23 protein-coding genes and 1 tRNA gene are annotated in these 20329 nt (G+C 68.2%); 10 read left to right on the top strand and 14 right to left on the bottom strand.

Annotated features, from left to right (window positions below; genetic code table 11):
- Window positions 1-18: 18 nt before the first annotated feature.
- A complete protein-coding gene (locus tag BJ960_RS14660; protein ID WP_185987829.1) occupies window positions 19-972 on the bottom strand; it encodes a TetR/AcrR family transcriptional regulator in 954 nt (317 codons plus the stop codon).
- 133 nt (window positions 973-1105) lie between these two features.
- On the opposite strand from BJ960_RS14660, the gene BJ960_RS14665 reads away from it, so the two are divergent.
- Entirely contained in the window at window positions 1106-1981 is an 876-nt protein-coding gene (locus tag BJ960_RS14665) for an ABC transporter ATP-binding protein (protein ID WP_185987830.1), read from the top strand.
- The gene (locus tag BJ960_RS14670; protein WP_185987831.1) at window positions 1978-2748 is read left to right on the top strand and encodes an ABC transporter permease; all 771 of its coding nucleotides are present in this window, start codon (window positions 1978-1980) and stop codon (window positions 2746-2748) included. The genes BJ960_RS14665 and BJ960_RS14670 overlap by 4 nt, the downstream gene beginning before the upstream one ends.
- Window positions 2749-2757: 9 nt before the next feature.
- Here BJ960_RS14670 and BJ960_RS14675 read toward each other — a convergent pair whose 3' ends face one another.
- The 5 genes from BJ960_RS14675 to rpmB form a co-directional block, all read right to left on the bottom strand.
- Window positions 2758-4254 (bottom strand): DHA2 family efflux MFS transporter permease subunit, encoded by a 1497-nt coding sequence (locus BJ960_RS14675; protein WP_259126029.1) that lies wholly within the window; start codon window positions 4252-4254, stop codon window positions 2758-2760.
- A 78-nt stretch (window positions 4255-4332) separates the two neighbouring features.
- Window positions 4333-4611, bottom strand: a complete 279-nt coding sequence (locus BJ960_RS14680) for an HU family DNA-binding protein (RefSeq protein ID WP_042544305.1) — start codon at window positions 4609-4611, stop codon at window positions 4333-4335.
- Window positions 4612-4883: 272 nt separating this feature from the next.
- Window positions 4884-5189, bottom strand: a complete 306-nt coding sequence (gene rpsN, locus BJ960_RS14685) for a 30S ribosomal protein S14 (protein ID WP_042544304.1) — start codon at window positions 5187-5189, stop codon at window positions 4884-4886.
- A 2-nt stretch (window positions 5190-5191) separates the two neighbouring features.
- Complete coding sequence (gene rpmG, locus BJ960_RS14690; protein WP_119282662.1) at window positions 5192-5359, bottom strand: 50S ribosomal protein L33; 168 nt, start codon at window positions 5357-5359, stop codon at window positions 5192-5194.
- The gene (gene rpmB / locus BJ960_RS14695) at window positions 5359-5595 is read right to left on the bottom strand and encodes a 50S ribosomal protein L28 (protein WP_119282661.1); all 237 of its coding nucleotides are present in this window, start codon (window positions 5593-5595) and stop codon (window positions 5359-5361) included. Before rpmB ends, rpmG begins: the two co-directional genes overlap by 1 nt.
- 204 nt (window positions 5596-5799) lie before the next feature.
- Here rpmB and BJ960_RS14700 point away from each other — a divergent pair, with 204 nt between their 5' ends.
- The gene (locus tag BJ960_RS14700; RefSeq protein ID WP_121076553.1) at window positions 5800-6741 is read left to right on the top strand and encodes a tRNA uridine(34) hydroxylase; all 942 of its coding nucleotides are present in this window, start codon (window positions 5800-5802) and stop codon (window positions 6739-6741) included.
- A gap of 112 nt (window positions 6742-6853) precedes the next feature.
- Here BJ960_RS14700 and BJ960_RS14705 read toward each other — a convergent pair whose 3' ends face one another.
- Together BJ960_RS14705 and BJ960_RS14710 are read right to left on the bottom strand one after the other, a co-directional pair.
- Entirely contained in the window at window positions 6854-7984 is a 1131-nt protein-coding gene (locus BJ960_RS14705) for an ABC transporter permease (RefSeq protein ID WP_185987832.1), read from the bottom strand.
- Window positions 7981-8880 (bottom strand): ABC transporter ATP-binding protein, encoded by a 900-nt coding sequence (locus tag BJ960_RS14710; RefSeq protein ID WP_185987833.1) that lies wholly within the window; start codon window positions 8878-8880, stop codon window positions 7981-7983. Before BJ960_RS14710 ends, BJ960_RS14705 begins: the two co-directional genes overlap by 4 nt.
- A gap of 143 nt (window positions 8881-9023) precedes the next feature.
- On the opposite strand from BJ960_RS14710, the gene BJ960_RS14715 reads away from it, so the two are divergent.
- Together BJ960_RS14715 and BJ960_RS14720 are read left to right on the top strand one after the other, a co-directional pair.
- Window positions 9024-10334 carry a sensor histidine kinase gene (locus tag BJ960_RS14715; protein WP_185987834.1) on the top strand — a complete coding sequence of 437 codons (1311 nt, stop codon included), beginning with the start codon at window positions 9024-9026 and terminating at the stop codon, window positions 10332-10334.
- On the top strand, window positions 10331-11041 hold the full coding sequence (locus BJ960_RS14720; RefSeq protein ID WP_185987835.1) for a response regulator: 711 nt from the start codon (window positions 10331-10333) through the stop codon (window positions 11039-11041). Before BJ960_RS14715 ends, BJ960_RS14720 begins: the two co-directional genes overlap by 4 nt.
- 76 nt (window positions 11042-11117) lie before the next feature.
- Here BJ960_RS14720 and BJ960_RS14725 read toward each other — a convergent pair whose 3' ends face one another.
- Window positions 11118-12170: a biliverdin-producing heme oxygenase gene (locus BJ960_RS14725; RefSeq protein WP_237463435.1), complete on the bottom strand. Its 1053-nt coding sequence runs from the start codon at window positions 12168-12170 to the stop codon at window positions 11118-11120.
- Window positions 12171-12387: 217 nt separating this feature from the next.
- On the opposite strand from BJ960_RS14725, the gene BJ960_RS14730 reads away from it, so the two are divergent.
- The 3 genes from BJ960_RS14730 (at window position 12388) to BJ960_RS14740 (ending at window position 14382) form a co-directional block, all read left to right on the top strand.
- Window positions 12388-13611: a serine hydrolase domain-containing protein gene (locus BJ960_RS14730; RefSeq protein WP_307814534.1), complete on the top strand. Its 1224-nt coding sequence runs from the start codon at window positions 12388-12390 to the stop codon at window positions 13609-13611.
- Between the two features lie 93 nt (window positions 13612-13704).
- Window positions 13705-13778, top strand: a tRNA-Gly gene (locus BJ960_RS14735).
- Window positions 13779-13866: 88 nt separating this feature from the next.
- Complete coding sequence (locus BJ960_RS14740) at window positions 13867-14382, top strand: methylated-DNA--[protein]-cysteine S-methyltransferase (protein WP_185987837.1); 516 nt, start codon at window positions 13867-13869, stop codon at window positions 14380-14382.
- On the opposite strand, the gene BJ960_RS14745 is transcribed toward BJ960_RS14740, so the two are convergent.
- Both BJ960_RS14745 and BJ960_RS14750 read right to left on the bottom strand, forming a co-directional pair.
- A complete protein-coding gene (locus BJ960_RS14745; RefSeq protein WP_185987838.1) occupies window positions 14379-15047 on the bottom strand; it encodes a TrmH family RNA methyltransferase in 669 nt (222 codons plus the stop codon). The genes BJ960_RS14740 and BJ960_RS14745 overlap by 4 nt on opposite strands.
- Before the next feature lie 68 nt (window positions 15048-15115).
- Complete coding sequence (locus tag BJ960_RS14750) at window positions 15116-16285, bottom strand: MalY/PatB family protein (protein WP_185987839.1); 1170 nt, start codon at window positions 16283-16285, stop codon at window positions 15116-15118.
- 429 nt (window positions 16286-16714) lie between these two features.
- Here BJ960_RS14750 and BJ960_RS14755 point away from each other — a divergent pair, with 429 nt between their 5' ends.
- On the top strand, window positions 16715-17392 hold the full coding sequence (locus BJ960_RS14755) for a winged helix-turn-helix domain-containing protein (protein WP_185987840.1): 678 nt from the start codon (window positions 16715-16717) through the stop codon (window positions 17390-17392).
- A 104-nt stretch (window positions 17393-17496) separates the two neighbouring features.
- Window positions 17497-18228, top strand: a complete 732-nt coding sequence (locus BJ960_RS14760) for a DUF4870 domain-containing protein (RefSeq protein WP_185987841.1) — start codon at window positions 17497-17499, stop codon at window positions 18226-18228.
- A gap of 60 nt (window positions 18229-18288) precedes the next feature.
- On the opposite strand, the gene BJ960_RS14765 is transcribed toward BJ960_RS14760, so the two are convergent.
- From BJ960_RS14765 to BJ960_RS14775, 3 genes are all read right to left on the bottom strand, one after another.
- Window positions 18289-18657, bottom strand: a complete 369-nt coding sequence (locus tag BJ960_RS14765) for a TIGR02611 family protein (protein WP_307814533.1) — start codon at window positions 18655-18657, stop codon at window positions 18289-18291.
- Between the two features lie 105 nt (window positions 18658-18762).
- Window positions 18763-19473 carry a cache domain-containing protein gene (locus BJ960_RS14770; protein WP_185987842.1) on the bottom strand — a complete coding sequence of 237 codons (711 nt, stop codon included), beginning with the start codon at window positions 19471-19473 and terminating at the stop codon, window positions 18763-18765.
- On the bottom strand, window positions 19463-20293 hold the full coding sequence (locus tag BJ960_RS14775; RefSeq protein WP_237463434.1) for a FadR/GntR family transcriptional regulator: 831 nt from the start codon (window positions 20291-20293) through the stop codon (window positions 19463-19465). The genes BJ960_RS14770 and BJ960_RS14775 overlap by 11 nt, the downstream gene beginning before the upstream one ends.
- Between the last annotated feature and the right edge of the window lie 36 nt (window positions 20294-20329).

The following is a 20329-nucleotide window of genomic DNA, read 5'->3' on the forward strand; positions in this document are numbered from 1 at the left end:
TCCCGGGGAGCCCGTCGGCTAGCGCTGGGCGAGCTTCGCGTGTGCCTTCGCCAGTTCCTTGGCCCGATCGCGCGCCTTCACGAGCGCGGACTCCTCGCGCTCCAGTTCGCGCAGTCGCTGCTGGGTGGCTTTGCGGAGCTCGACGTGGGCGGCGAGGGACGCGTCCGCAGCGACAAGCGCTTCGGGGGGCGTGGGGGGTGCGGCAGTCACGGGAGGCGTCTCGGGGGTCGGCGCGTGTTCGAGCATGTCTGCGAGCCCCGCGAGCATCACCTCAGTCGTGAAGCCGAGGATCGCCTCAATGTCTTTTTCACCGGTCTGCTCGACGCGGTTCGGGTGGTCGCCGAAGTAGCTTCCGCTCCGCACGAACGCGGCCGCGTTGGGAAAGTCAGAGGCCGTCACGGCTTCCTCGATGAGGGCGCGGGTAGCATCGGTCATCACCGCTCCGGCGAGCACCTCTCGCTCAACGGCGGCATGGCCGCGGGCGATCGACGAGATGAGAATGAGGATCGCGAGCTTGGTGTGCTCGTCCACAGGCATGGCGCGCATGGCCCCAAGCCCGATATCTGCGACCCGAATCTGGCCAGGCATCATGTGGATGTCCGGCGTGAGCGGAATATCGAGTGCCCAGGGGTGTGTTCGGTACCCCAGCACGAGGTCCTGTAGCAGCGCCCTGCACCCATCCCGCCAGGTGACGGCGTCGAGCGGCCCGAGCTCGGCGCTCATGGCGGCATCGAGCATCAGCTGATACAGGTCATCCTTTGTCGAAACGTAGCGGTACAGCGCCATGGTGCTGAAGTCGAAGGACTTCGCGACCCGCTGCATGGTGACGGCTGCGAGCCCCTCGGCATCGGCGATCTCGATCGCAGCGTCGACGATGCGTTCGAGGGACAGCTCACGCTTGGGGCCGCGTTGCGGGGCAGCCGCGAGACCCCAGGCGATCGCGAGTGTTCTGGAGACTTCGGTTTCAGTCATCACTGCCTTATTCGTGTTGTGGGCCGACTTCAATACTAACCGCGTACTCGGGCAACTGTTTATATCGCACACTGTTTATGTGGCATACTGTTTGCGTGATACGCACTCAGTCTCAATCCCTCCTGGAGCACCCATGACCCCCACATTGGAGATCACTGATCTCAGCAAGAGCTACGGCCCCCGCACCGTGCTGGACAACCTCTCCCTCTCCATCGACGGCGGCGTGTTCGCGCTGCTCGGGCCGAACGGCGCGGGCAAGACGACGCTCGTCTCGATCCTCACTACCCTGCTGCGCCCAGATTCAGGCAGCGCACGGATCCTCGGCCACGACACCGTAGCCGACGCCCGCACCGTCCGGCGCCTCATCGGCGCGACCGGACAATACGCGTCGGTCGACGAGGCACTCTCCGGGCGCGAAAACCTCGTGATGGTCGGCAGGCTCCTCGGGCTCGCCACGCGCGCCGCCAGAACGCGGGCCGACGAACTCATCTCGTCATTCGGCCTCGAGGAAGCGGCGGGCCGCGCTGTCTCCGGCTATTCGGGCGGAATGCGCCGCCGGATCGACCTGGCGGCGTCCCTCATGTGTCCGCCTGCGGTGCTCTTTCTCGACGAGCCAACGACCGGCCTGGACCCAACGAGCCGCCTGGGGCTCTGGGACGACGTCGCGGCGCTCGCCAAGGCGGGCAGCTGCGTCTTTCTCACGACGCAGCTGCTCGACGAGGCCGAGGCGCTCGCGGACCGGGTCGCGATCCTCCAGGGCGGCTCGATCGTCGCCGACGGCAGCCCCGCAGAGCTGAAGCGACTTGTCGGAACTGAGACCGCGGCGCTCGTCGACGCCGAGGGCACCGTGCACCGCAGCTTCGAGCTCGACGGCACGGCACACAGCCTCGAGCGCGCGCTGCACAACCTGTCCGAGGCGGAGCGCGATCTTCGCGTGGAGCTTCGCACGCCGACCCTTGACGACGCATTCATCGCAATCACCCGAGCCACCGAGGAGGCACGCGCATGACCATCACCATGCACCGGGGCAGCGGCCCCATCACCACAAGCCGGGTATTCGTCGGACGCAGCCTGCGACACAGCATGCGCGATGGCGAGGGGTGGCTGCTCGCTATCGTGCTCCCCGTCATGCTCATGCTGCTGTTCACCACGGTGTTCGGCGGCGCGATCGCCCCTGGCGGCGGCTACGTCGATTTCGTCGTGCCCGGCATCATCGTCCTGTGCTCCGGCTTCGGCGCGGCCTCCGTCGCGGTTTCGGTCAACCGCGACATCACCGGAGGGGCAATGCAGCGGTTCCGGAGCCTGCCAATTACCGCGGCGTACTGCCTCGTCGGGCACGTCACCGCGAGCGTGCTGCGCAACCTCGTTGCGACATCACTCGTGCTCGGTGTCGGCCTCCTCGTCGGGTTTCGTCCATCGGCAGGCCCCGCCGAGTGGCTGATCGCACTCACGCTCGTGCTCGCGTGGATCCTCGCCATCACCGTCGTGTTCGCCGCGATCGGCATGCTCGCCTCGACGCCTGAGGCGGCGAACGGCTACGGCTTTGCTCTGCTGTTCCTGCCGTACATTTCCAGCGCCTTTGTCCCCTTGGAGACGCTTCCCGCCTGGCTACAGCCAATCGCCGCCGCGCAACCGGTCACTCCCCTCACCGAGGCGATCCGTTCGCTGCTCCTCGGAGGCGATCCTGGCGCCCACGCGTGGTTCGCGCTCGCCTGGTGCGCCGGGCTCATCGCGGCAGGAGCCACACTCGTCGCCTGGCGGTTCCCCCGCGGGTAGCGCGAGCCGCTACGCCGACGCCGCGGGCCCCTCAGGGACGCGCACCGGCCCGGTCCGCGGCGGGCGCGGCGCGAACAGCAGCGTGAGCGCCGCGCCGACCGCGATCACCGCGACCGGGAGCAGCAGCGACTGTCCCATCGCGGCGGCGAATCCGTCCTGGACCTGCGGCGGGAGCTGCCCGCCGGCGCCGCCCGCCTCGGCTCCCCCGCCGAGCTCGGCCGTGAGCCGCGAGGCCATCAGCGCCGTGATCGACGCCGAGCCGAGCACCGCGCCGACCTGGCGGCTCGTGTTGTACACCCCGGACCCCGCGCCGGCGAGCTCGAGCGGCAGATTGAACGTGGTGATCGCCGACAGCGGCCCCCACATCCCCGCGTTCGCGACGCCGAGAATCGCGCTCGGAATGAGCAGCAACCACAGCGGGGTGCCCGGCTTCAGCAGCACGAAGTACAGCAGCATGCCTGCCGCGAGCAGCAGCAGTCCCGCCGTCGCGATCCTGCGGGGGTCGCCGCGGTCGATCAGGATCCCCGCAGGCCGCGCGAGGGCCGCGGAGATCACGGCCATCGGCACGAGCATGAGTGCGGACTGGGTCGGCGTGAGGCCGCGCACGAGCTGGAAGAAGAACATCAGCGGCATGCTCATGCTCGTGACCGCGAATCCGACGGTGATGATCGTCGACGTTCCGACCGAGAAGTTGCGGTCGCGGAAGATGCGCAGCGGCAGGAGCGGCTCGCCGCGCTGCACGTGCTGCCACCAGACGAACAGTCCGAGCACGACGATGCCGACGCCGATCAGGAGCCAGACTGAGATCGGGCCCCAGATCTGGCCCCAGTCGAAGTTCTCGCCCTCCTGGATGCCGAAGACGACAAGGAACATGCCGACGGCGCTGAGCACGACGCCGAGCCAGTCCATCCGATGCGCGTGCGTCTCGAGCCGCGGCACGTACTTCAGGGCGAGCACGAACGCGACGACCGCGACCGGCACGTTGATGAAGAAGATCCACTCCCAGCCGACAGCGTCGATGAGGAACCCGCCGAGGATCGGCCCGACGAGCGTCGCGACGCCTGCGGTGATCCCCCACACGGCCATCGCCTGACCGCGCTCGCGGGGCGCGAAGATGCGCGTGATGACCGACATCGTCTGCGGCGTCATGAGCGCCGCGCCGAAGCCCTGGAAGACGCGCGCCACGACGAGGGTCTCGATCGTGGGGGCTAGCCCGCACGCGAGGGACGAGAGCGCGAAGACCGTGAGGCCGATGAGGTAGACGCGGCGCGGGCCAAACCGGTCGCCGAGCCGGCCGGTGATGAGCAGCGGCACCGCGTACGCGAGCAGGTAGGCGCTCGTTGCCCACAGCGTCGCGGTCATGTCGGTGTTGAGGCTCTTCATGATGGTCGGGTTCGCGACCGACACGATCGTCGTGTCGATGAGGATCATGAAGAACCCGAGGACGAGCGTCCAGAGTGCAGCCCAGGGGCGAATCTCTGACGGGTCAGTAAAGTTCTTGCGCACCGCACTAGCTTACGCCTCGCAGAAACAACGAACCCCCGCGACGGCAGGAGCCGTGCGGGGGTTCGTGGAAAGCGAAAGCTACTTCACGGCAGCCTTGAGCTTCGAGCCAACCGACACCTTGACGCGCTTGCCAGCGGGGATGTCAATGGTCTCGCCGGTGCGCGGGTTGCGGCCGGTGCGAGCAGCGGTGGTAGCGGTCTCGAACGAGAGCCAACCGGGGATCGAAACCTTCTCGCCTGCAGCGACGGTCTCGGAGACAGCCGCGAACAGGCCGTCGAGCACGTTCGAAACTGCTGCCTGGCTCTGGCCAGTCTCAGCGGCGATCTTTGCGACGAGCTCGGTCTTGTTGAGTGCCATGTTGTGTCCTTTCAGGGCGGTGACCGATGGTTGGCCGGCCCCTGATCTATTCGGGGTGTCACCTCCGCTAAGAGGTTCCGATCAGTTTGATCGGTATGAATCTACCCTACGTTTCCCGAAAAGCGGCGCGATTACGCGGATTTCTTCGGACTGCGTGTCGTATTCGCTATCGGAGAACACGCGGGGCAGACGCACGAAGGGGCGGGACTGACCAGAAAATGATCGGTCCCGCCCCTCCGAGGAAGCGGTGCTACCGGCTTAGAACCGAGCGATTACCAGCTCGACTTGGTGATGCCGGGGAGCTCGCCACGGTGAGCCATGTCGCGGAAGCGAACACGCGAAACACCGTACTTCGTCAGCACGCCACGGGGACGGCCGTCGATGACGTCGCGGCTCCGAACGCGTACGGGCGACGCGTTGCGGGGAAGCTTCTGCAGGCCGACACGAGCAGCCTCGCGGCTCTCATCGGTGCCGTTGGGGTCAATGAGCGCCTTCTTGAGCTCGAGACGCTTCTCAGCGTAACGCGCAACAATCGCCTGGCGCTGCTTGTTCTTCGCAATCATGCTCTTCTTAGCCATGCTTAGCGCTCCTCTCGGAATTCGACGTGCTTACGGATAACCGGATCGTACTTCTTGAGCACGAGGCGATCGGGGGTGTTGCGACGGTTCTTCTTGGTCACGTAGGTGTAACCGGTGCCTGCCGTCGAACGGAGCTTGATGATCGGACGTACGTCCTTATCCTTAGCCATTAGAACTTCACCCCACGCTTCTTCAGGTCAGCGACCACAGCCTCGATGCCACGGGCATCGATAACCTTGATGCCCTTAGCCGACAGGGTGAGAGTCACCTTGCGGCCGAGCGAGGGCACGAAGTAGGTCTTCTTCTGGATGTTCGGATCGAACCGACGCTTGGTGCGACGGTGCGAGTGCGAAATGTTGTGTCCGAAGCCGGGAACGGCGCCGGTCACCTGGCACACTGCTGCCATGATGTTTCCTCTCATACCGTGAGACCGGACGGCCTCACCCAAGATTTCTTGTCTGCGGGACCCGCCGAGGCAAGCCTCCGGTAACGGTTCCTGCGGTACGTGCACTGGGACGGCGCACGACCAAGGGTCAAGCTTACGCGAATCCGACCGGCTGCGCAACGCGCCCGGGAACACACGCGCAGGTCGACGACGTACCATGGGGGTGTGAGCCACCCAAAGATCCTGCTGTACTACGCGTTCGCCCCCATCGCCGACCCCGAGGCCGTGATGCTGTGGCAGCGCGAACTCTGCGAGTCGCTCGGACTGCGCGGCCGCATCATCATCTCGAAGCACGGCATCAACGGCACCGTCGGCGGCGAAATCGACGCCTGCAAGCAGTACCTCAAGCGCACCCGCGAGTACGGCCCGTTCTCGGGCCTCGAGGTGAAATGGAGCGAGGGCAGCGGATTCGCCGCGACGACCCCCACCGTGCTGAAGGGTGTCGACCGCACCGTGCCGTGGCAGGCGATCTCCGACTTCCCGAAGCTCAGCGTGAAGGTCCGCGATGAGCTCGTCGCGTTCGGCATCCCCGAGGAGACCGTCGTCGACGAGTCGGGCGTGGTGGGCGGCGGCGTCCACCTCTCGCCCGAGAAGGTGAACGAGCTCGTCGCCGAGCGCGGCGACGACGTCGTATTCTTCGACGGCCGCAACGCCTGGGAGGCTGAGGTCGGGAAGTTCAAGGGCGCTATCGTGCCCGACGTGCGCACCACCCACGACTTCATCGCGCAGATCGAATCCGGTGCGTTCGACGACATCAAGGGCAAGCCCATCGTCACCTACTGCACCGGCGGCATTCGCTGCGAGATCCTCTCCGCCGCCATGGTCGCGCGCGGCTTCGAGGAGGTCTACCAGATCGACGGTGGCATCGTCCGCTACGGCGAGGCCTTCGGCAACGACGGACTGTGGGAGGGCTCGCTCGCCGTGTTCGACGGCCGCGAAACGATGGACTTCGCGCCGGGCGCGGCAGTGATCGGCGTCTGCGCAGACTGCGGCGCCCCCACCGCCAACCTCGTCGACTGCGCCGAGGGCTCCTGCCGGACGCGCTTCGTCGCCTGCGCCTCGCACGAGGCGCCGCGCTGCGAGGCGCACCAGCTCGCGGTCGCCTAATCCGCGACGCGCAGGCAGGCAGGCAGGCAGGCAGGCACAGCATCGCCCGCAACGACGAAGCGCCCGGGGGAACACTCCCCCCGGGCGCTTCGTCGTCTGGCCGCCGCCGCGCTTAGCCCTTGATCGCGTCAGCGAGCTTCACGCGGGCACCCGTGCGCATGATCGAGTTCTCGTAGATCCGCGAGCCGGCCCACAACACGATCCCGATCGAGACCAGCAGCACGCCGAGCGACACGATCGGCTCCCACCAGGCCGCGTCCCCGAAGTACAGCCGCATGGGCATCGCGGTGGGTGCGGAGAATGGCACGTAGCTCATCACCGTGAGGACCTGCGGGTTGTCGAAGAAGAAGATGATCAGGAAGAACGGGATCATCACGAGCATCATCACCGGGCTCGTCACCGAGCCGATGTCCTCCTGGCGAGAGACGAGCGCGGCCGCCGCCGCGTACATTGCCGCGAGGAGCACAAAGCCGAAGGCGAAGAGGATCCCGAACCAGATGAGCGCCGTCCCGAGCTCGCCGAGCAGAATGTCCTGCCCGGTGGCGAGCATGCCGACGGCGGCGAGCGCGACCGTCGCGACGACCGTGCCGAGGGCGAGGATGCTGTTGCCGAGAATCTTGCCGGCGAGCATGGTGCGCGCGGAGATCGTGGCGAGCAGGATCTCGACGATGCGCGTCTGCTTCTCCTCGACGACGCTCTGCGCGATCGTCGTGCCGAAGGTCAGCGCGGTCATGTAGAACACCATGCCGAAGCCCATCGCGATGAGGTAGCCGAGCATGAAGCTCGTCTCGCTCGGGTCGAGCAGCTCGACGGTCGGCGAGGCCGACAGGGCCTGGACGAGGCTGCCGGGCGGACTGTCGTTCGCGATGACGGTCAGGCCGACTGAGGAGTCGCCGCCCGCAACGATCGCGGCCTCGACGTCACCGTCGCGTACGAGCTGCTCGGCGGCGGCTCGGTCAGCGACCTCGGTCACCTCGAAGCCTTCGGCGAGCCCGCTCGCCGTCTCGCCGGACAGTGTGCCCTCGGCGACGGCGATCTTCGTCGGTCCGCCGAAGCCGCCGTTCTGGGAGACGAGGCCGCCGATGACGACGCCCGCGAGCACGACGAGCAGCAGGATCGCCGTCGAGATGAGGAAGGCCTTGCTGCGCAGGCGCGTCATGATCTCGCGTTCGGCGACGATCCAAGCGCCCTGGGGCGCGCTGAGCTGCCGGTGGCTGGTGGTCGGCTGCAACGTGTCGGTCATCGGACTACCTCCTTGAAGATCTGTGCGAGTGACGGGGTGACGGGGGCGAAGCTCTTCACGACGGTGGCGTCGCGCTGCACGGCGAGCGCGAGCACGGCCTGCGCTGCGGCGTCGCTGTCGGCGTCGAACCGCGCGAACCCGCCGTCGAGGTGCGTCACGGAAACGCCAGGCTGCTCGCGAACCCAGCCGGCGTCTGCCGCTGGCCCGGCGAGCTCGAGCTCGAACACGCGACCGGCATGCTCAGCGCGGAGGCCCTCGCGGGAGCCCTGCGCGCGGATCTGGCCGCCGCCGATGACGACAACGTCGTCGCAAAGCCGTTCGACGATGTCGAGCTGGTGGGACGAGAAGAGCACGGGGGCGCCCTTCGCCGCGTAGTCCTGCAGCACGCCGAGCACGACCTCGACCGCCATCGGGTCGAGGCCCGAGAACGGCTCGTCGAGTACGAGCGCGATCGGCTCGTGGACGAGTGCGGCGGCGATCTGGGCGCGCTGCTGGTTGCCGAGCGACAGGCTCTCTAGGTTGTCGCTCGCGCGCTCGGCGAGGCCGAGCCTGTCGAGCAGCGCCGTCGCCGACTCGCGCGCCGCCGCCGTCGACATGCCGTGCAGGCGGCCGAGGTAGACGAGCTGATCGAGCACGGCCATCTTCGGGTACAGCCCGCGCTCCTCCGGCATGTAACCGATGCGCGCGCGGTCGCCCGCGGTGATGGGCACCCCGTTCAGGCTCACCGTGCCGCTGTCGGCCGAAAGCACGCCGAGCAGGATCCGCATTGTCGTCGTCTTGCCAGCGCCATTCGCGCCGACGAAGCCAGTCATCCTGCCGCTCTCGACGCGGAAGCTCACGTTGTCGAGCACCTTGCGGTCACCGAAGCTGCGGGAAATTCCTACGATGTCAATCATCTCGCTCCTTTCGTTGCTCCCAGGCTATGCGGGGCTCCGGGCCCGCCGCCTCCCCCGCACGGCGGAATTTCACCGGGCGGCGGGGCCGCCGCTCCGCCGCCCGGCGGAAGTGCGGCATCCGCCGACCGCCTACGCTTGAACCTATGAGAGACCATCCCTCCCCCGCGGCGCCCACGCAGTGGGCTCGGCCGCGACCGGGCCGCGCAGATCTGCGGGGCGACGCGCTCCTCGCGGCGGCGCTCGCGATCGGAGCGACCACGACGTCGCTGCTGTACGCGCGCACGGGAATCTACGAGGAGAAGCCCGCCCTGTGGGTCTGGATCCTCGGGCTCGCGCTCTGCACGCTCCCGCTCGCCGCCCGCCGGATCGCGCCGATCCCCGTTGCCCTCGTCGTCGGCGCCGGGTTCTTCGTATGCGGCCAGTTCGGCGTGCCGGAGGTGCTCGTCGTCAACATCTGCCTGTTCATCGCGATCTATACGGTGACCGCGTGGGAGCCGCGCCGGACGCTCGCCGCGTGGAGCCTCATCGCGATCACCGCCGCGATGATGATCTGGCTCGTCGTCTCCCTCATCATCGCGTCATCATCGACCGAGGACTTCCTTGGCGCCCCGCGCTACGGCATCTTCTCGGCGTATGCGACCTTCGCGGTCATCCAGATCATCACCAACCTGCTGTACTTCGGCGGCGCGATCTGGTTTGGGCTGCGCGCCTGGCGGGCCGCCCGCGCGGCCACGAAGCTCGCCGCGCAGGGCAAGGAGCTCGACCTCGAGCGCCAGACGAGCGCGGCGCAGGCCGTCGCACTCGACCGCATCGCCGTGGCCCGCGAGCTGCACGACGTCGTCGCGCACCACGTCTCCGTGATGGGGATCCAGGCCGCGGCCGCCAGGCGAAGCCTCGAGCGCGACCCCGGGAGAGCGGCAGCTGCCCTCGCGGTCGTCGAGGAGAGCGCGCACGCGACGGTCGAGGAGCTGCGCCGACTCGTGCACACGCTACGGACGCCGGAGAACGAGGACAGCTCGAGCACCGTCGGCATCGCGCAGCTCTCGCTGCTCGTCGAGGAGTCCCAGGGCGCGGGCGTGCCGACAACGCTCATCGTCGCGGGCGACCCGCGACCGCTGCCGATGCTCGTCGATGTCGCGCTCTACCGCGTCGTGCAGGAGGCGCTCACGAACGTGCGCAAGCACGCCGGGCGGGGCGCGGAGGCCGCGGTGCGGCTGCGCTTCATGGACGACGCCGTCGAGGTCGAGGTGACCGACGACGGCATCGCGCGGCGCCTCACGGCCCGCGGCGAGCGGGCTTCGGGCGCCCCGGCCGGCACGGGGCTCGGCCTGCGCGGCATGCGGGAGCGCGTCGGCGCCGTCGGCGGCGCGATCTCGGCCGAACGGCGAGAGCGCGAGGGGTTCATGGTGCGGGCCAGGGTCCCGCTCGCCGACCGACAGGTGGTTGCCGCATGACCGGGGTCCGGGCCGCAGGCGCCCCCATCAGAGTGCTGCTCGTTGACGATCAGGCGCTCGTCCGCTCAGGATTTCGCATCATTCTCGAGTCGGAGCCAGACATCGAGGTCGTCGGCGAGGCCGAGACCGGCGCGCAGGCCGTCGCGCTGGCCGCTACGCTCGCCCCCGACGTGATCTGCATGGACGTCGAGATGCCCGAGATGAACGGGATCGACGCCTCTCGCGCGATCCTCGCGGCGCCCGGCGCAGCCTCTGCCGTGCTCGTGCTCACCACGTTCGGACACGACGAGTACCTGTTCGACGCACTCGCCGCCGGCGTGAGCGGCTTCCTGCTGAAAACGTCGCGCGCCGAGCAGCTCATCGACGCCGTGCGGGTCGTCGCGGCGGGCGGCTCGCTCCTCGGGCCCGAGGTCACCGGCGCCGTGCTCGCGCGGGTGCGCCGCGCCGAGGCTCCCAGCGCTGCGGCACCGGGCGCGGCCGCGACGAACGCTGACGACGCGCTCGAGACGGCGATGACAGACGCGGGCCTCACACCGCGTGAGCGCGCGGTGCTTGTGCTGCTCGCGGAGGGGCGCACGAACGCCGAGATCGCCGGCGAGCTGTTCCTCGGCGAGGCGACCGTGAAGACGCACGTGTCGAACGTGCTGCAGAAGCTTGAGGTGCGCGACAGACTCCAGGCCGTCGTCTGGGCGCACACGCGCGCGTAGCGATGCGGTCGGCGGCGATCAGGATCGGCGATCCTGATCGTGCGCTCCCCCAGCCCGCGCGCGAGCCGCGTGCGGCCTAGGCGGCCGCCTTCTGCTTGGCGAGGTCGACGAACACTGCAGTGTTGAACGCGTAGGCGACGCGGACCTCTTCGATCATCCGCTGCTGCTCGTCCGCGCTGAGCGACGCCCCCAGGCTGTCGAGGCCGTCACGGTACGTCTCCTTGAACGCCTTCAGGTCGCCGAGGGCTTCGAAGTTGTAGAACTCGATGCCAGCGCCGTCGAAGCCGTGCTGGCGGGCGACGCGCTTCGCGATGATCTGGCCACCGGACAGGTCGCCGAGGTAGCGGGTGTAGTGATGCGCGACGATCCCGGCAAGCCAGCCCTCAGCGGCGACCTCGCGGATGCGGGCCGCGTACTCGGCGCTCGCGGGCACCGGGCGAATCTCGTCCCGCCAGTTCGCGCCGAGCAGGTGCTCGAGGTCAACCTCGAGGGTTCCGAGGCGCACCAGTGCCGCGGGGTGCAGGGCAGCGTGGGCGGGATCGGCGGAGAGCTGCTGTGCGGCTTCCTCCAGCGCCTCGTACATGAAGAAGTGCTGGGCGACGAGGTCGATGTAGTCCTGCTTCGTCGCGACACCACGCATGATGTCCTCCATGAAGTTCGCGCCCTCGCTGTCCGAGTGATCGGACCACGAGCTCTCGCGGATCACCCGCGAGAACGGCTTCGGGCCGTCGGACTCGGGCTCGGCCGCGTGCGGGTTCGCCCCGCCGTGCGCGTGCGGGTTCGCTCCGCCGTGGCCGTGCGGGTGCTCGCCGCCGTGACCGTGCGGGTGCTCGCCGTGGCCGTGGCCGCCGTGCTCGTGGCCGCCGGAGGGCTGGTGCTCGTCGCGGGCAGGCACGCCAAGCTTTGCGCAGGCAGCCTTGTACAGCTCGACCACCTGGCGGCGCACCTGGGGGCGCTCGGTGATCGGTGAGGTGGGCCATTCGACGCGCAGGTCGTGCTCGCCCTGTGCATCGGTCACGCGCCACATTCCGGCGTGCTCATCAAGTCCTACCATCGTGCTCGCAGTCGCCTCCGGGTAGCCGAATGCCTTCGCGATGAGCAAACTGTCATCAACGTGGTCGTCATTCATGTGGCCCGTAACAGCAGAAATCACTGCGGCATCAAAATTCATCACATCTTTCATTCTACGCTCTTGGCGCGTGCAATGAGACTGGGAGTTCCCCAGCGCCCGGCGGCGCTCAGCGACACCGAGACTCGCACGGAGTATCATCGAATTTCGTGCTCCCGCGCGCCCGCGGGTCGAGATTGGCGGTTTCGTGTTTTCAAGAGTCAAACGAGTTGGCCCGGTGGCGGCACTCAGCATGCTCGCTGTGGTCGGCCTCACCCTGACCGCCTGCACCAGCAGTGAAGCTGGTTCGGGAAACTCCGACCAGAACTCTGTGAGTCCCGAGCTCGCGGCTGCCGTCGACGATGCCGTCGCGAACGCACTGACGCTCAGCGGTTCGACCGAGGCTGTCGTCGGCGTCTGGCAGGGCGACGACAAGGCCTACGTTCGTGGCTACGGTGAGGGCGTCACCGCTGCGACAACGTTCCGTGGGGCCCAGGCGTCGCAGCCCGTGATGTGCGCGCTGCTGCTCGACCTCGTTGGTAAGGATCAGCTCGCGCTCGGCCGCCAGGTGTCGAAGGATCTGCCCCGCCAGGCGGGCATCGCCGACATCACCTACGCGCAGCTCTGCGACCAGACTTCGGCGCTCGCGGACTTCAAGGGCGGCTTCACCGAGCGCTTCACGAACAACCCCACCCGCTCGTGGCCCGAGCAGGAGCTCATCGCGAACGGCCTCGCCCGCTCGCCGCTCGCCTGGCCGGGCAAGAACGTCTACATGTCGGACACGAACGCGGTGGTCCTCGACCGCGCGATCCGGCTCAACGAGAACCGCGACACGTACGACCTGCTCCAGAGCCACGTGTTCGGGCCGACAGGCATGACGTCGACGTCGTACCCCGACAGCTTCTCGGAGACCGAGATTCCTGCCGGCAGCATGACGCCGCTCACCTACCCGAGCTCCGGCAACAAGCCCGTCTGCGATGCGGGTGTCACGGAGATCGAGGCACTCTCGCCGACGATGATCCGTGGCGCGGGCGCGACGCTCACCACGGTCACCGACCTGAAGGACTTCTACACCAAGTACCTCTCGGGCGGCTTCGGGGGCGAGAAGGCCGCGAAGCACGTGACCGAGTTCCAGCCGGCGAAGAACCCGGAGCGCGACGAAGAGGGCAACCCCAAGGAGGAGCCGGACACCGCCGGCACCCAGATCGGCTTCGGCATCGAGAAGGTCGGGCCACTGCAGGGTCGCGCTGGCGCGATGACCGGTTCGCTCACCGCGGCATACGCGGACCCCGCGACGGGGCTCACCGTCGTCGTCGCGTTGAACAACTCGTCAGCTGGCGCAGCGTTCTCGCAGGCGCTCGCGTTCCAGCTCGCGGCGCTGTCGGGCGCCGAGCTCCCGTGGTCGGCGGAGGATCAGGGCGGCCGCCTCTCCGAGCTCGCCGTCTGCCAGCCAGAGGGATAGTTCCGACCCGGAGTGTCGCCTCGGTGGCGAAGCGGCACTCCGGATTCTGCTACGCTCATATCCGTCGGGCTTTTCGCCCGGTTTGCCCCACCCGGGGCCGTCGTCTAATGGTAAGACATCAGCTTCCCAAGCTGAGAACGCGGGTTCGATTCCCGTCGGCCCCTCCAGTTCTTCGTTTCGTGCGGTGCCCGGCCACTGCGGCCGGCGTCGCCGCTGTCCCGGTCTGGTTCGGTCCAGAGCGCTACACTTGGCGCCATGCATCCCCGGCACGGCACCTTCGCCACCTCCCTCGGAGAGCTGCTGTTCGTCGCCGAGGGCGGCGCCTTGACGGGCATCTACTTCCCGGAGCATCGCTACCCGCCAGACCCCGACTCGATCGGTGAGGATCTCGGGTCGGAGCCTGGCGATTCCGTACTCGCGGAGGCGGCGCGCCAGCTACGGGACTACCTCGCCGGAGAGCGCACCGGGTTCGACATTGCGCTCGCGCCGCGGGGCGACGACTTCTCGCAGCAGGTGTGGACGATGCTGCAGCAGATCCCGTACGGCGCCACAACAACATACGGCGAGCTCGCGGTTGCCCTCGGAAACCGTGCGCTCGCGCAGCGCGTCGGGCAGGCCGTCGGGCACAATCCGGTCAGCGTCGTGATCCCATGCCACCGCGTCCTCGGAGCCGACGGCTCACTCACCGGGTTCGCCGGTGGGCTCGACCGGAAGCGTGCGCTGCTCCAGCTTGAGGAGCCTGACGCCGCAACTGCCGGACGACTTTTCTAGCTCGCGCGCGGCACCTGGGCCGACCGGGCCGTCACCCAGGAGTACATCGCAACGGCCGCGGCGGCAGAGGCGTTGATCGAGCGCGTCGAGCCGTACTGGGTGATCTCGACGACCGCCTCGGCCGCCGCAATCGCCTCGTCCGAGAGGCCGGGGCCCTCCTGCCCGAAGAGCATCACGCAGCGCTCGGGCCAGTCGAAGGTCTCCATCGGCACGCAGCCGGGGACGTTGTCGATCGCGATGATCGGGAGCCCCTCGTCTCGAGCCCACGCCACGAGGGCGGCAATGTCCTCGCGGTGCTCGACGTGCTGGTAGCGGTCAGTCACCATGGCCCCGCGCTTGTTCCATCGGCGCCGACCGACGATCTGGACGCTGTCGGCGGCGAACGCGTTTGCGCTGCGCACGATCGAGCCGATATTCATGTCGTGCTGCCAGTTCTCGATCGCCACGTGGAACGGGTGCCGTTGCTCGTCGAGGTCGGCGACGATCGCTTCCATCCGCCAGTAGCGGTAACGGTCGACGACGTTGCGGCTGTCGCCGCGCTCGAGCAGCTCCGGGTCGTAGCGCTCCTCGGTGGGCCACGCCTCGCGCCCACCCGGCCAGGGGCCGACGCCCGCAGTGGTTCGCTCGGGGTGGGTCTCGGCGTCAGGCAGTGGGGTCTCGCTCACTCACCCATTCTCCCAGGCTCGCGTTGGCTCGGTTCACGGCGATCCCGGGCGGCGTGGCTGTCCTCGTACTAGCGCGCCTGGAGGGCCTCGCCCATCCGCTTGATCGCCTCGCGCATGAGCGGGCGTGGCATCGCGAAGATGAAGCGCGCGCTCCCCACGCCGACGGCGCCGCACGCGCTGCCATCCGTGAGTCCGACTCCAGCGTGCTCCCTGAAGAAATCTGCAGGGTTCTCAAGCCCGGTCTCACGGAAGTCGAGCCAGCCGACGTACGTCGCCTCCGGCACCGTCAGCTTCACTCCCGGAAGGTGCTTGGCGACGAGGTCGACAAGCTCGTCGCGGTTGCCCTGTAGGTAGCTCAGCACCTCGCCGAGCCACTCATCGCCGTGCTCGAACGCGGCGGCGCTGCCGACAAGCCCAAGGGTGGCAGTCCCGCGGCCGGCCCAGTGACCGATCTCGTCCATCGTCTCCTGGTCCGCAGCGTTCGACACGACGAGCTGCGCGCACTTGAGACCAGGCAGGTTCCACGCCTTCGACGCCGCGGTCGCGGTGATCGTGTGCCCGGCGGCAACCTCGCCAATCGTCGCGTACGAGACGAGCTCGTTGCCCTCGAACACGAGTGGCGCCCAAATCTCGTCGGAGAACACGCGACCGCCGTTGCGGTCGACGAGCTCGCTGATGGCTTCGAGCTCCGCGCGCGTGAACACTCGGCCGATCGGGTTGAACGGGTTACACAGCACAAGGATGCGACCGCCGGCGTCGAACGCGTCCTGCAGCGCCTCGATGTCGAACCGCCAGACGCCATCGTCCTCACGCAGCGGCACCTCGATCACCTCGCGCCCGAGCGTCTCGGGAACCGACAGGAACGGCATGTATGACGGCGTGGGGACGATGATCTTCGAGCCGGGCTCCGAGAATTTCGCGATCGCGATCTCATAGGCCGTGATGACGTCGGGGACGGGGAAGACCTGCTCAGCGGTCACAGACCAGCCGTGCAGCCTGCGCAGCCTGGCAGCCGTCGCCTCCTGCAGCTGCGCCTTGTACTTCGGCGGCGTGTAGCCAAACGCGCCCTCGTCGACGGCGGCGTGCAGCGCCTCCTTGATGACGGGCGCAACCCCGAAGTCCATTTCGGCGATGAACGCACCCATGACCGCCGGGTCCGCCCACTTCGTCCCGCCAATCTGTCGCAGGTCCTCTGCGGTCGTCGCGTCAACGGTCGCGGCAAATGACTCAGTACTCATCGCGGTGTGTCCTTCCACGGGCTCGGCAGCGTTGCCTCCATTCTGTCTGATGCGGGTGTGCAGGCGCCTCGACTGTTACGCCACGTTGAGCACGACCCGATGCGGTCGGCCCGACCGGGGAGCCGAGATTTCCGAGACTTGTTCTTGACACCGGGCGAAACGCCCGCTTAACTTAGCGTCATGCATACTTTCGTTCGCACCCAGTCCGCCTCCGAGGTGAACTTTGGGATGACCGGCATGATGATGTCCGGTCGCGACGGTATGTGCTGCCGAATGTGCAAGTAGCCGACACACACGACTCCACCATTTCTGGCGCCCACTCTGTTCGGGCCGCGCGGTCCTTCTGATCGCGACGTCTGCCCCACTTGGGATGCCGCACCCATTCGCAGCAATGCTCCGCCTCGGGGCACACCAAAGGACTTCATCATCATGGCTCTCACCGCCGCTCTCCCCACCCAGCAGCCCACCACCTCGCCCGCCGCTCACCAGCGCGCCACGACGGAGAACGAGGTTCGCGGTTTCGCGCTCTACGTTGGCCTCTCCGAGGACAAGCTGAACTCCTCCGATCCTTCGATCGGCGCAGTCGTCAACGAGATCAAGCGCCTCGTCGCGCAGCTCGCCCCGAACGCCGAGACCTATGCGGCCGTCGCCCTCGCCCCTGAGGGCACCGGCGGCCGCGACGTCGACGTCGTCCGCCTCGCGCTCGGCGATCCTGCTGCCGCACACGCGCACCGCAAGCCGCAGCCCACTTCGAACGCAGACCGCGCGGCAAGCGGCGTCGTGCTCGACCTGTCGCGCAAGCGCGTGCTGCTCGACAACGTCCCGGCGAACCTCACCTTCCGCGAGTTCGAGCTGCTCCAGTTCCTTGTGCTGCGCGAGGGCCGTACTGTCGGTCGCGACGAGATCATCGACACCCTCTGGGCAGACGCCGAGGGCGAGGAGATTCCGAGCGCCCGCACGATCGACGTGCACGTGCGCCGCCTGCGGGTCAAGCTCGCTCACTACCAGGACATCGTGCGGACGGTGCGCGGCACCGGCTACCGCTTTGACCGCCACGCTGACGTCTCGATCCTCCCCGCGTCGTCGCCGAGCCCAGATTTCATCTAGGCCAGGCACAGGGTTCGCTGTAGTCTCGAAGTACCGCATTGTGAGTCGTCGACTGACGACGCACTGACTCGTGCGCACGCAGCAACACGAAGGAGAAGGCTCCGATGACTACGCTTCCCCCTGAAGACAACGAGCAGGTGACAGGCACCCCGGGCGACGCGTCGCCCACGCCACCGGCCGACCCGTCGGTTCCCGCTGCCGCGCCCGAGGCGCCTAACGCTCAGCAGCCGGCGCCCCCGACGGGCGTTCCGCAGCAGCCCGCGGCGCCACAGCCCGGCGCTCCGACGCCACCTCCCGGCTACGGCGCTCCGCAGCAGCCGCAGTACGGGGCACCGGGACAGCCGCAGTACGGCGCACCCCAGCCGCCGCAGTACGGCGCACCGCAGCAGCCCGGATACGGCGCGCAGCCGGGGTATGGTGCGCCACAGCAGCCCGGATACGGGGCTCCCCAGCAGCCCGGATATGGCCAGCCGCACGGCTACTACCAGCCGCAGCAGGGGCAGCCGGATCCGCTGCCGAACCTCACGGCGAGCTACTGGCTCTCGGTGTTCTTCCTGTTCATTCCGGCGCTCATCTTTTACCTCATCGAGAGCCCCCGCGCGACGCCGCAGGTGCGCGCACTGCACGCCGCGAACCTGAACTTCTCGCTGCTGCGCTCAGCGCTGTTCGTGCTGGGCTGGATCCTGACGATCGTTCCGATTCTCGGACCGATGCTCCTCGGTCTCGCGCACCTCGCGGGCTTCATCTTCCACATCATGGCTGCGGCAAAGCTCAACGACACCTACCGCCGCGGCGGCGGGGACCCGTTCCTCTTCAACATTCCGATGGTGAAGTAGCGCACGGCGCACACGCGCCGAAGGGGTGGGCGAGCTGCGGCTCGCCCGCCCCTTCGGCGTTCACGCGTCGGTGAGGCCGGGGCCGGTCGTCCCGGCGCGCTTCGCGGCGCGGCTTGCGCGCCAGGCGTTCCAGCGTTCCCAGAATCGCGCGAGCGCGCGCCTGAGCCACCCGAGCATGCGCCGCGCCCAGTGGTACTCGGAGCCGAGCACCGTGAGGCCGAGGAACACGATCAGCCACCCGGGACCCGGCAGCGGCACGAGGATGAGTCCGATGATCACGATGAGCCCGCCGAGCACCGTGATGACGACCCGATAGAGCGCGTCAAGCCACGGATACTTGCGGATTGCAACGCGCCAGCGCGCCATAAACCTGCCGATGGGCTTGCCCAATCGCCTGGCCTTGTCGGCGTCGTCTTCTGGTCTCGTCACAGTGTTGAGCGTATGCGTTTCGGCTGGAAAAATCCCTGTGTTTCGGGGTTCGATCAGGGTCGTCTCAGGGGCGCCTCAGGGCCTCCCCACCGCCGCACGGGCACGCTATTTCGGGGCGACGAGCGCGAACGGATAGCGGGCTGAGCGCACCACGAGCAGCGCGTCATCACCCGGCTCGGAATCGTCGGCGCCGACGCCGCGCATGCGGTCTCCGGTTTCGCGATCAGGATCGGTCGACACGACGACCCGACCGTGCGCGTTCACGAGCGCGGCGCCGGCGATGCCGCGGATGCTTGGAAGCAACGACTCCTCGATCCCCGCCACAAGCACGTCGGCGCAGGCCACCCCCCAGAACTCGCCGTCGACGACGACCGGGATCGCCGAGGTGAGCGTGATCTCGTTGGAGCACAGGTAGTCGACGAACGGGCCAGCGATGTGCGGCTCTCCGGTCTGCTTCGGCACCCGGAACCACTCGAGCCTGGCGAGGTCGATGACCGCCTGACCCGGCCCGAAGGTTGACGACGCGAGCAGGTGCCTGTCGGCGCCCTGCCACCAGGCGAGCGGGTTACCCTCGCCGACGACGGCCGCGCTGCCGCAGAAGCCCGCGCCATAGAGCGGACGCTCGCCGGCATCGAGCACGCCGAACGCGCCAGCGCGAGTGAGCTCTGCGAGCGCTGGCCCCGTCAGTGGCCGCTGCGCGGCGCGGAGGTCGCGCTCGAGCTCAGGCATCCAGGCCTCGAGCGGCGCGAACACGCCGTCGAAGAAGGCGTCGACCACGGCAATGCCGTCGGCCAGCTGATTCGCGTCACTGCTCATCTCGATTCTCCCGTTCGCGTCGTCTGCGTCGCGCCTCAAGTGTGCCACGAAGATCGGAATCTCGGGAACCCGCGAGCAGATCGGCGCGGAAGGCGATGAGCCAGCGTACCGAACCTCGAACACTTTCGCGCACCGCAGAGCGCGCCGCCTGCACGTCGCCGGCCTGCGTCGCCTCGACCTGCGCGACGATCGCGGCGTGTGTCTGCTGCCGCGCCTCGTCGTCAAGATCCTGCAGCGCGAGCAGCGGCGTAAACTCGGTCTGCAACCGCACGTGCTCATTGGTGAGTCGCACCGACTGGCTGAGCGCGGCAAGCTCAAGCTGCACCTCGGTGATTCTGCGCCGCCACTCGGCGACCGGCGCGTCGCCCGACTCGGTGAGCACGTCGGCGACGATCTCGAGCTCTTCGGCGGTGGCGCGCAGGCACGCGTACTCGGCGCAGGCCGCAGAAACGACCTCGTAGTGCACGCCGAGGTCGGCGATCGCGACCCGCGACTCTGCGAGCAGGGTCCGAGCGTTCACCTCCTCGACGGCGGCGGGGCTCGGTCGCACGAAGCTACCGCCGTTCCTGCCGCGCCTCGTCTCGATGAGGTCGCGGTGGCGCAGCTCACTGAGCGCCTCGCGCACGGTCACGACGGCGACTCCCAGGAGCGTCGATAGCTCGTTCTCGCTCGGCAGCCGCTCCCCCTCGGTGAACGCGCCAACCGAGATTGCCTGCACGAGACGCGAGACCACCATGTCCGTGCGCCCTTCCTCGCCGATGGGGGCAAACGCCGCCGTTCGCAGTCGGCTCGGGGTCGCACCGTGCGCGTGTGTGGTCAAGGGCGCGCCTCCATTCAGGGGCCGGGATTGAGCCCA

Source organism: Leucobacter aridicollis (assembly GCF_013409595.1).
GTDB classification, from domain to species: Bacteria; Actinomycetota; Actinomycetes; order Actinomycetales; family Microbacteriaceae; genus Leucobacter; species Leucobacter aridicollis.

What these genes read in the sequence shown, in the direction of transcription:
- BJ960_RS14660 (WP_185987829.1), bottom strand. Translation starts at nt 972, where the DNA reads ATGACTGAAACCGAAGTCTCCAGAACACTCGCGATCGCCTGGGGTCTC.
- BJ960_RS14665 (WP_185987830.1), top strand. Translation starts at nt 1,106, where the DNA reads ATGACCCCCACATTGGAGATCACTGATCTCAGCAAGAGCTACGGCCCC.
- BJ960_RS14670 (WP_185987831.1), top strand. Translation starts at nt 1,978, where the DNA reads ATGACCATCACCATGCACCGGGGCAGCGGCCCCATCACCACAAGCCGG.
- BJ960_RS14680 (WP_042544305.1), bottom strand. Translation starts at nt 4,611, where the DNA reads ATGGCACTCAACAAGACCGAGCTCGTCGCAAAGATCGCCGCTGAGACT.
- rpsN (WP_042544304.1), bottom strand. Translation starts at nt 5,189, where the DNA reads ATGGCTAAGAAGAGCATGATTGCGAAGAACAAGCAGCGCCAGGCGATT.
- rpmG (WP_119282662.1), bottom strand. Translation starts at nt 5,359, where the DNA reads ATGGCTAAGGATAAGGACGTACGTCCGATCATCAAGCTCCGTTCGACG.
- rpmB (WP_119282661.1), bottom strand. Translation starts at nt 5,595, where the DNA reads ATGGCAGCAGTGTGCCAGGTGACCGGCGCCGTTCCCGGCTTCGGACAC.
- BJ960_RS14705 (WP_185987832.1), bottom strand. Translation starts at nt 7,984, where the DNA reads ATGACCGACACGTTGCAGCCGACCACCAGCCACCGGCAGCTCAGCGCG.
- BJ960_RS14710 (WP_185987833.1), bottom strand. Translation starts at nt 8,880, where the DNA reads ATGATTGACATCGTAGGAATTTCCCGCAGCTTCGGTGACCGCAAGGTG.
- BJ960_RS14715 (WP_185987834.1), top strand. Translation starts at nt 9,024, where the DNA reads ATGAGAGACCATCCCTCCCCCGCGGCGCCCACGCAGTGGGCTCGGCCG.
- BJ960_RS14720 (WP_185987835.1), top strand. Translation starts at nt 10,331, where the DNA reads ATGACCGGGGTCCGGGCCGCAGGCGCCCCCATCAGAGTGCTGCTCGTT.
- BJ960_RS14725 (WP_237463435.1), bottom strand. Translation starts at nt 12,170, where the DNA reads ATGAATGACGACCACGTTGATGACAGTTTGCTCATCGCGAAGGCATTC.
- BJ960_RS14740 (WP_185987837.1), top strand. Translation starts at nt 13,867, where the DNA reads ATGCATCCCCGGCACGGCACCTTCGCCACCTCCCTCGGAGAGCTGCTG.
- BJ960_RS14750 (WP_185987839.1), bottom strand. Translation starts at nt 16,285, where the DNA reads ATGAGTACTGAGTCATTTGCCGCGACCGTTGACGCGACGACCGCAGAG.
- BJ960_RS14755 (WP_185987840.1), top strand. Translation starts at nt 16,715, where the DNA reads ATGGCTCTCACCGCCGCTCTCCCCACCCAGCAGCCCACCACCTCGCCC.
- BJ960_RS14760 (WP_185987841.1), top strand. Translation starts at nt 17,497, where the DNA reads ATGACTACGCTTCCCCCTGAAGACAACGAGCAGGTGACAGGCACCCCG.
- BJ960_RS14770 (WP_185987842.1), bottom strand. Translation starts at nt 19,473, where the DNA reads ATGAGCAGTGACGCGAATCAGCTGGCCGACGGCATTGCCGTGGTCGAC.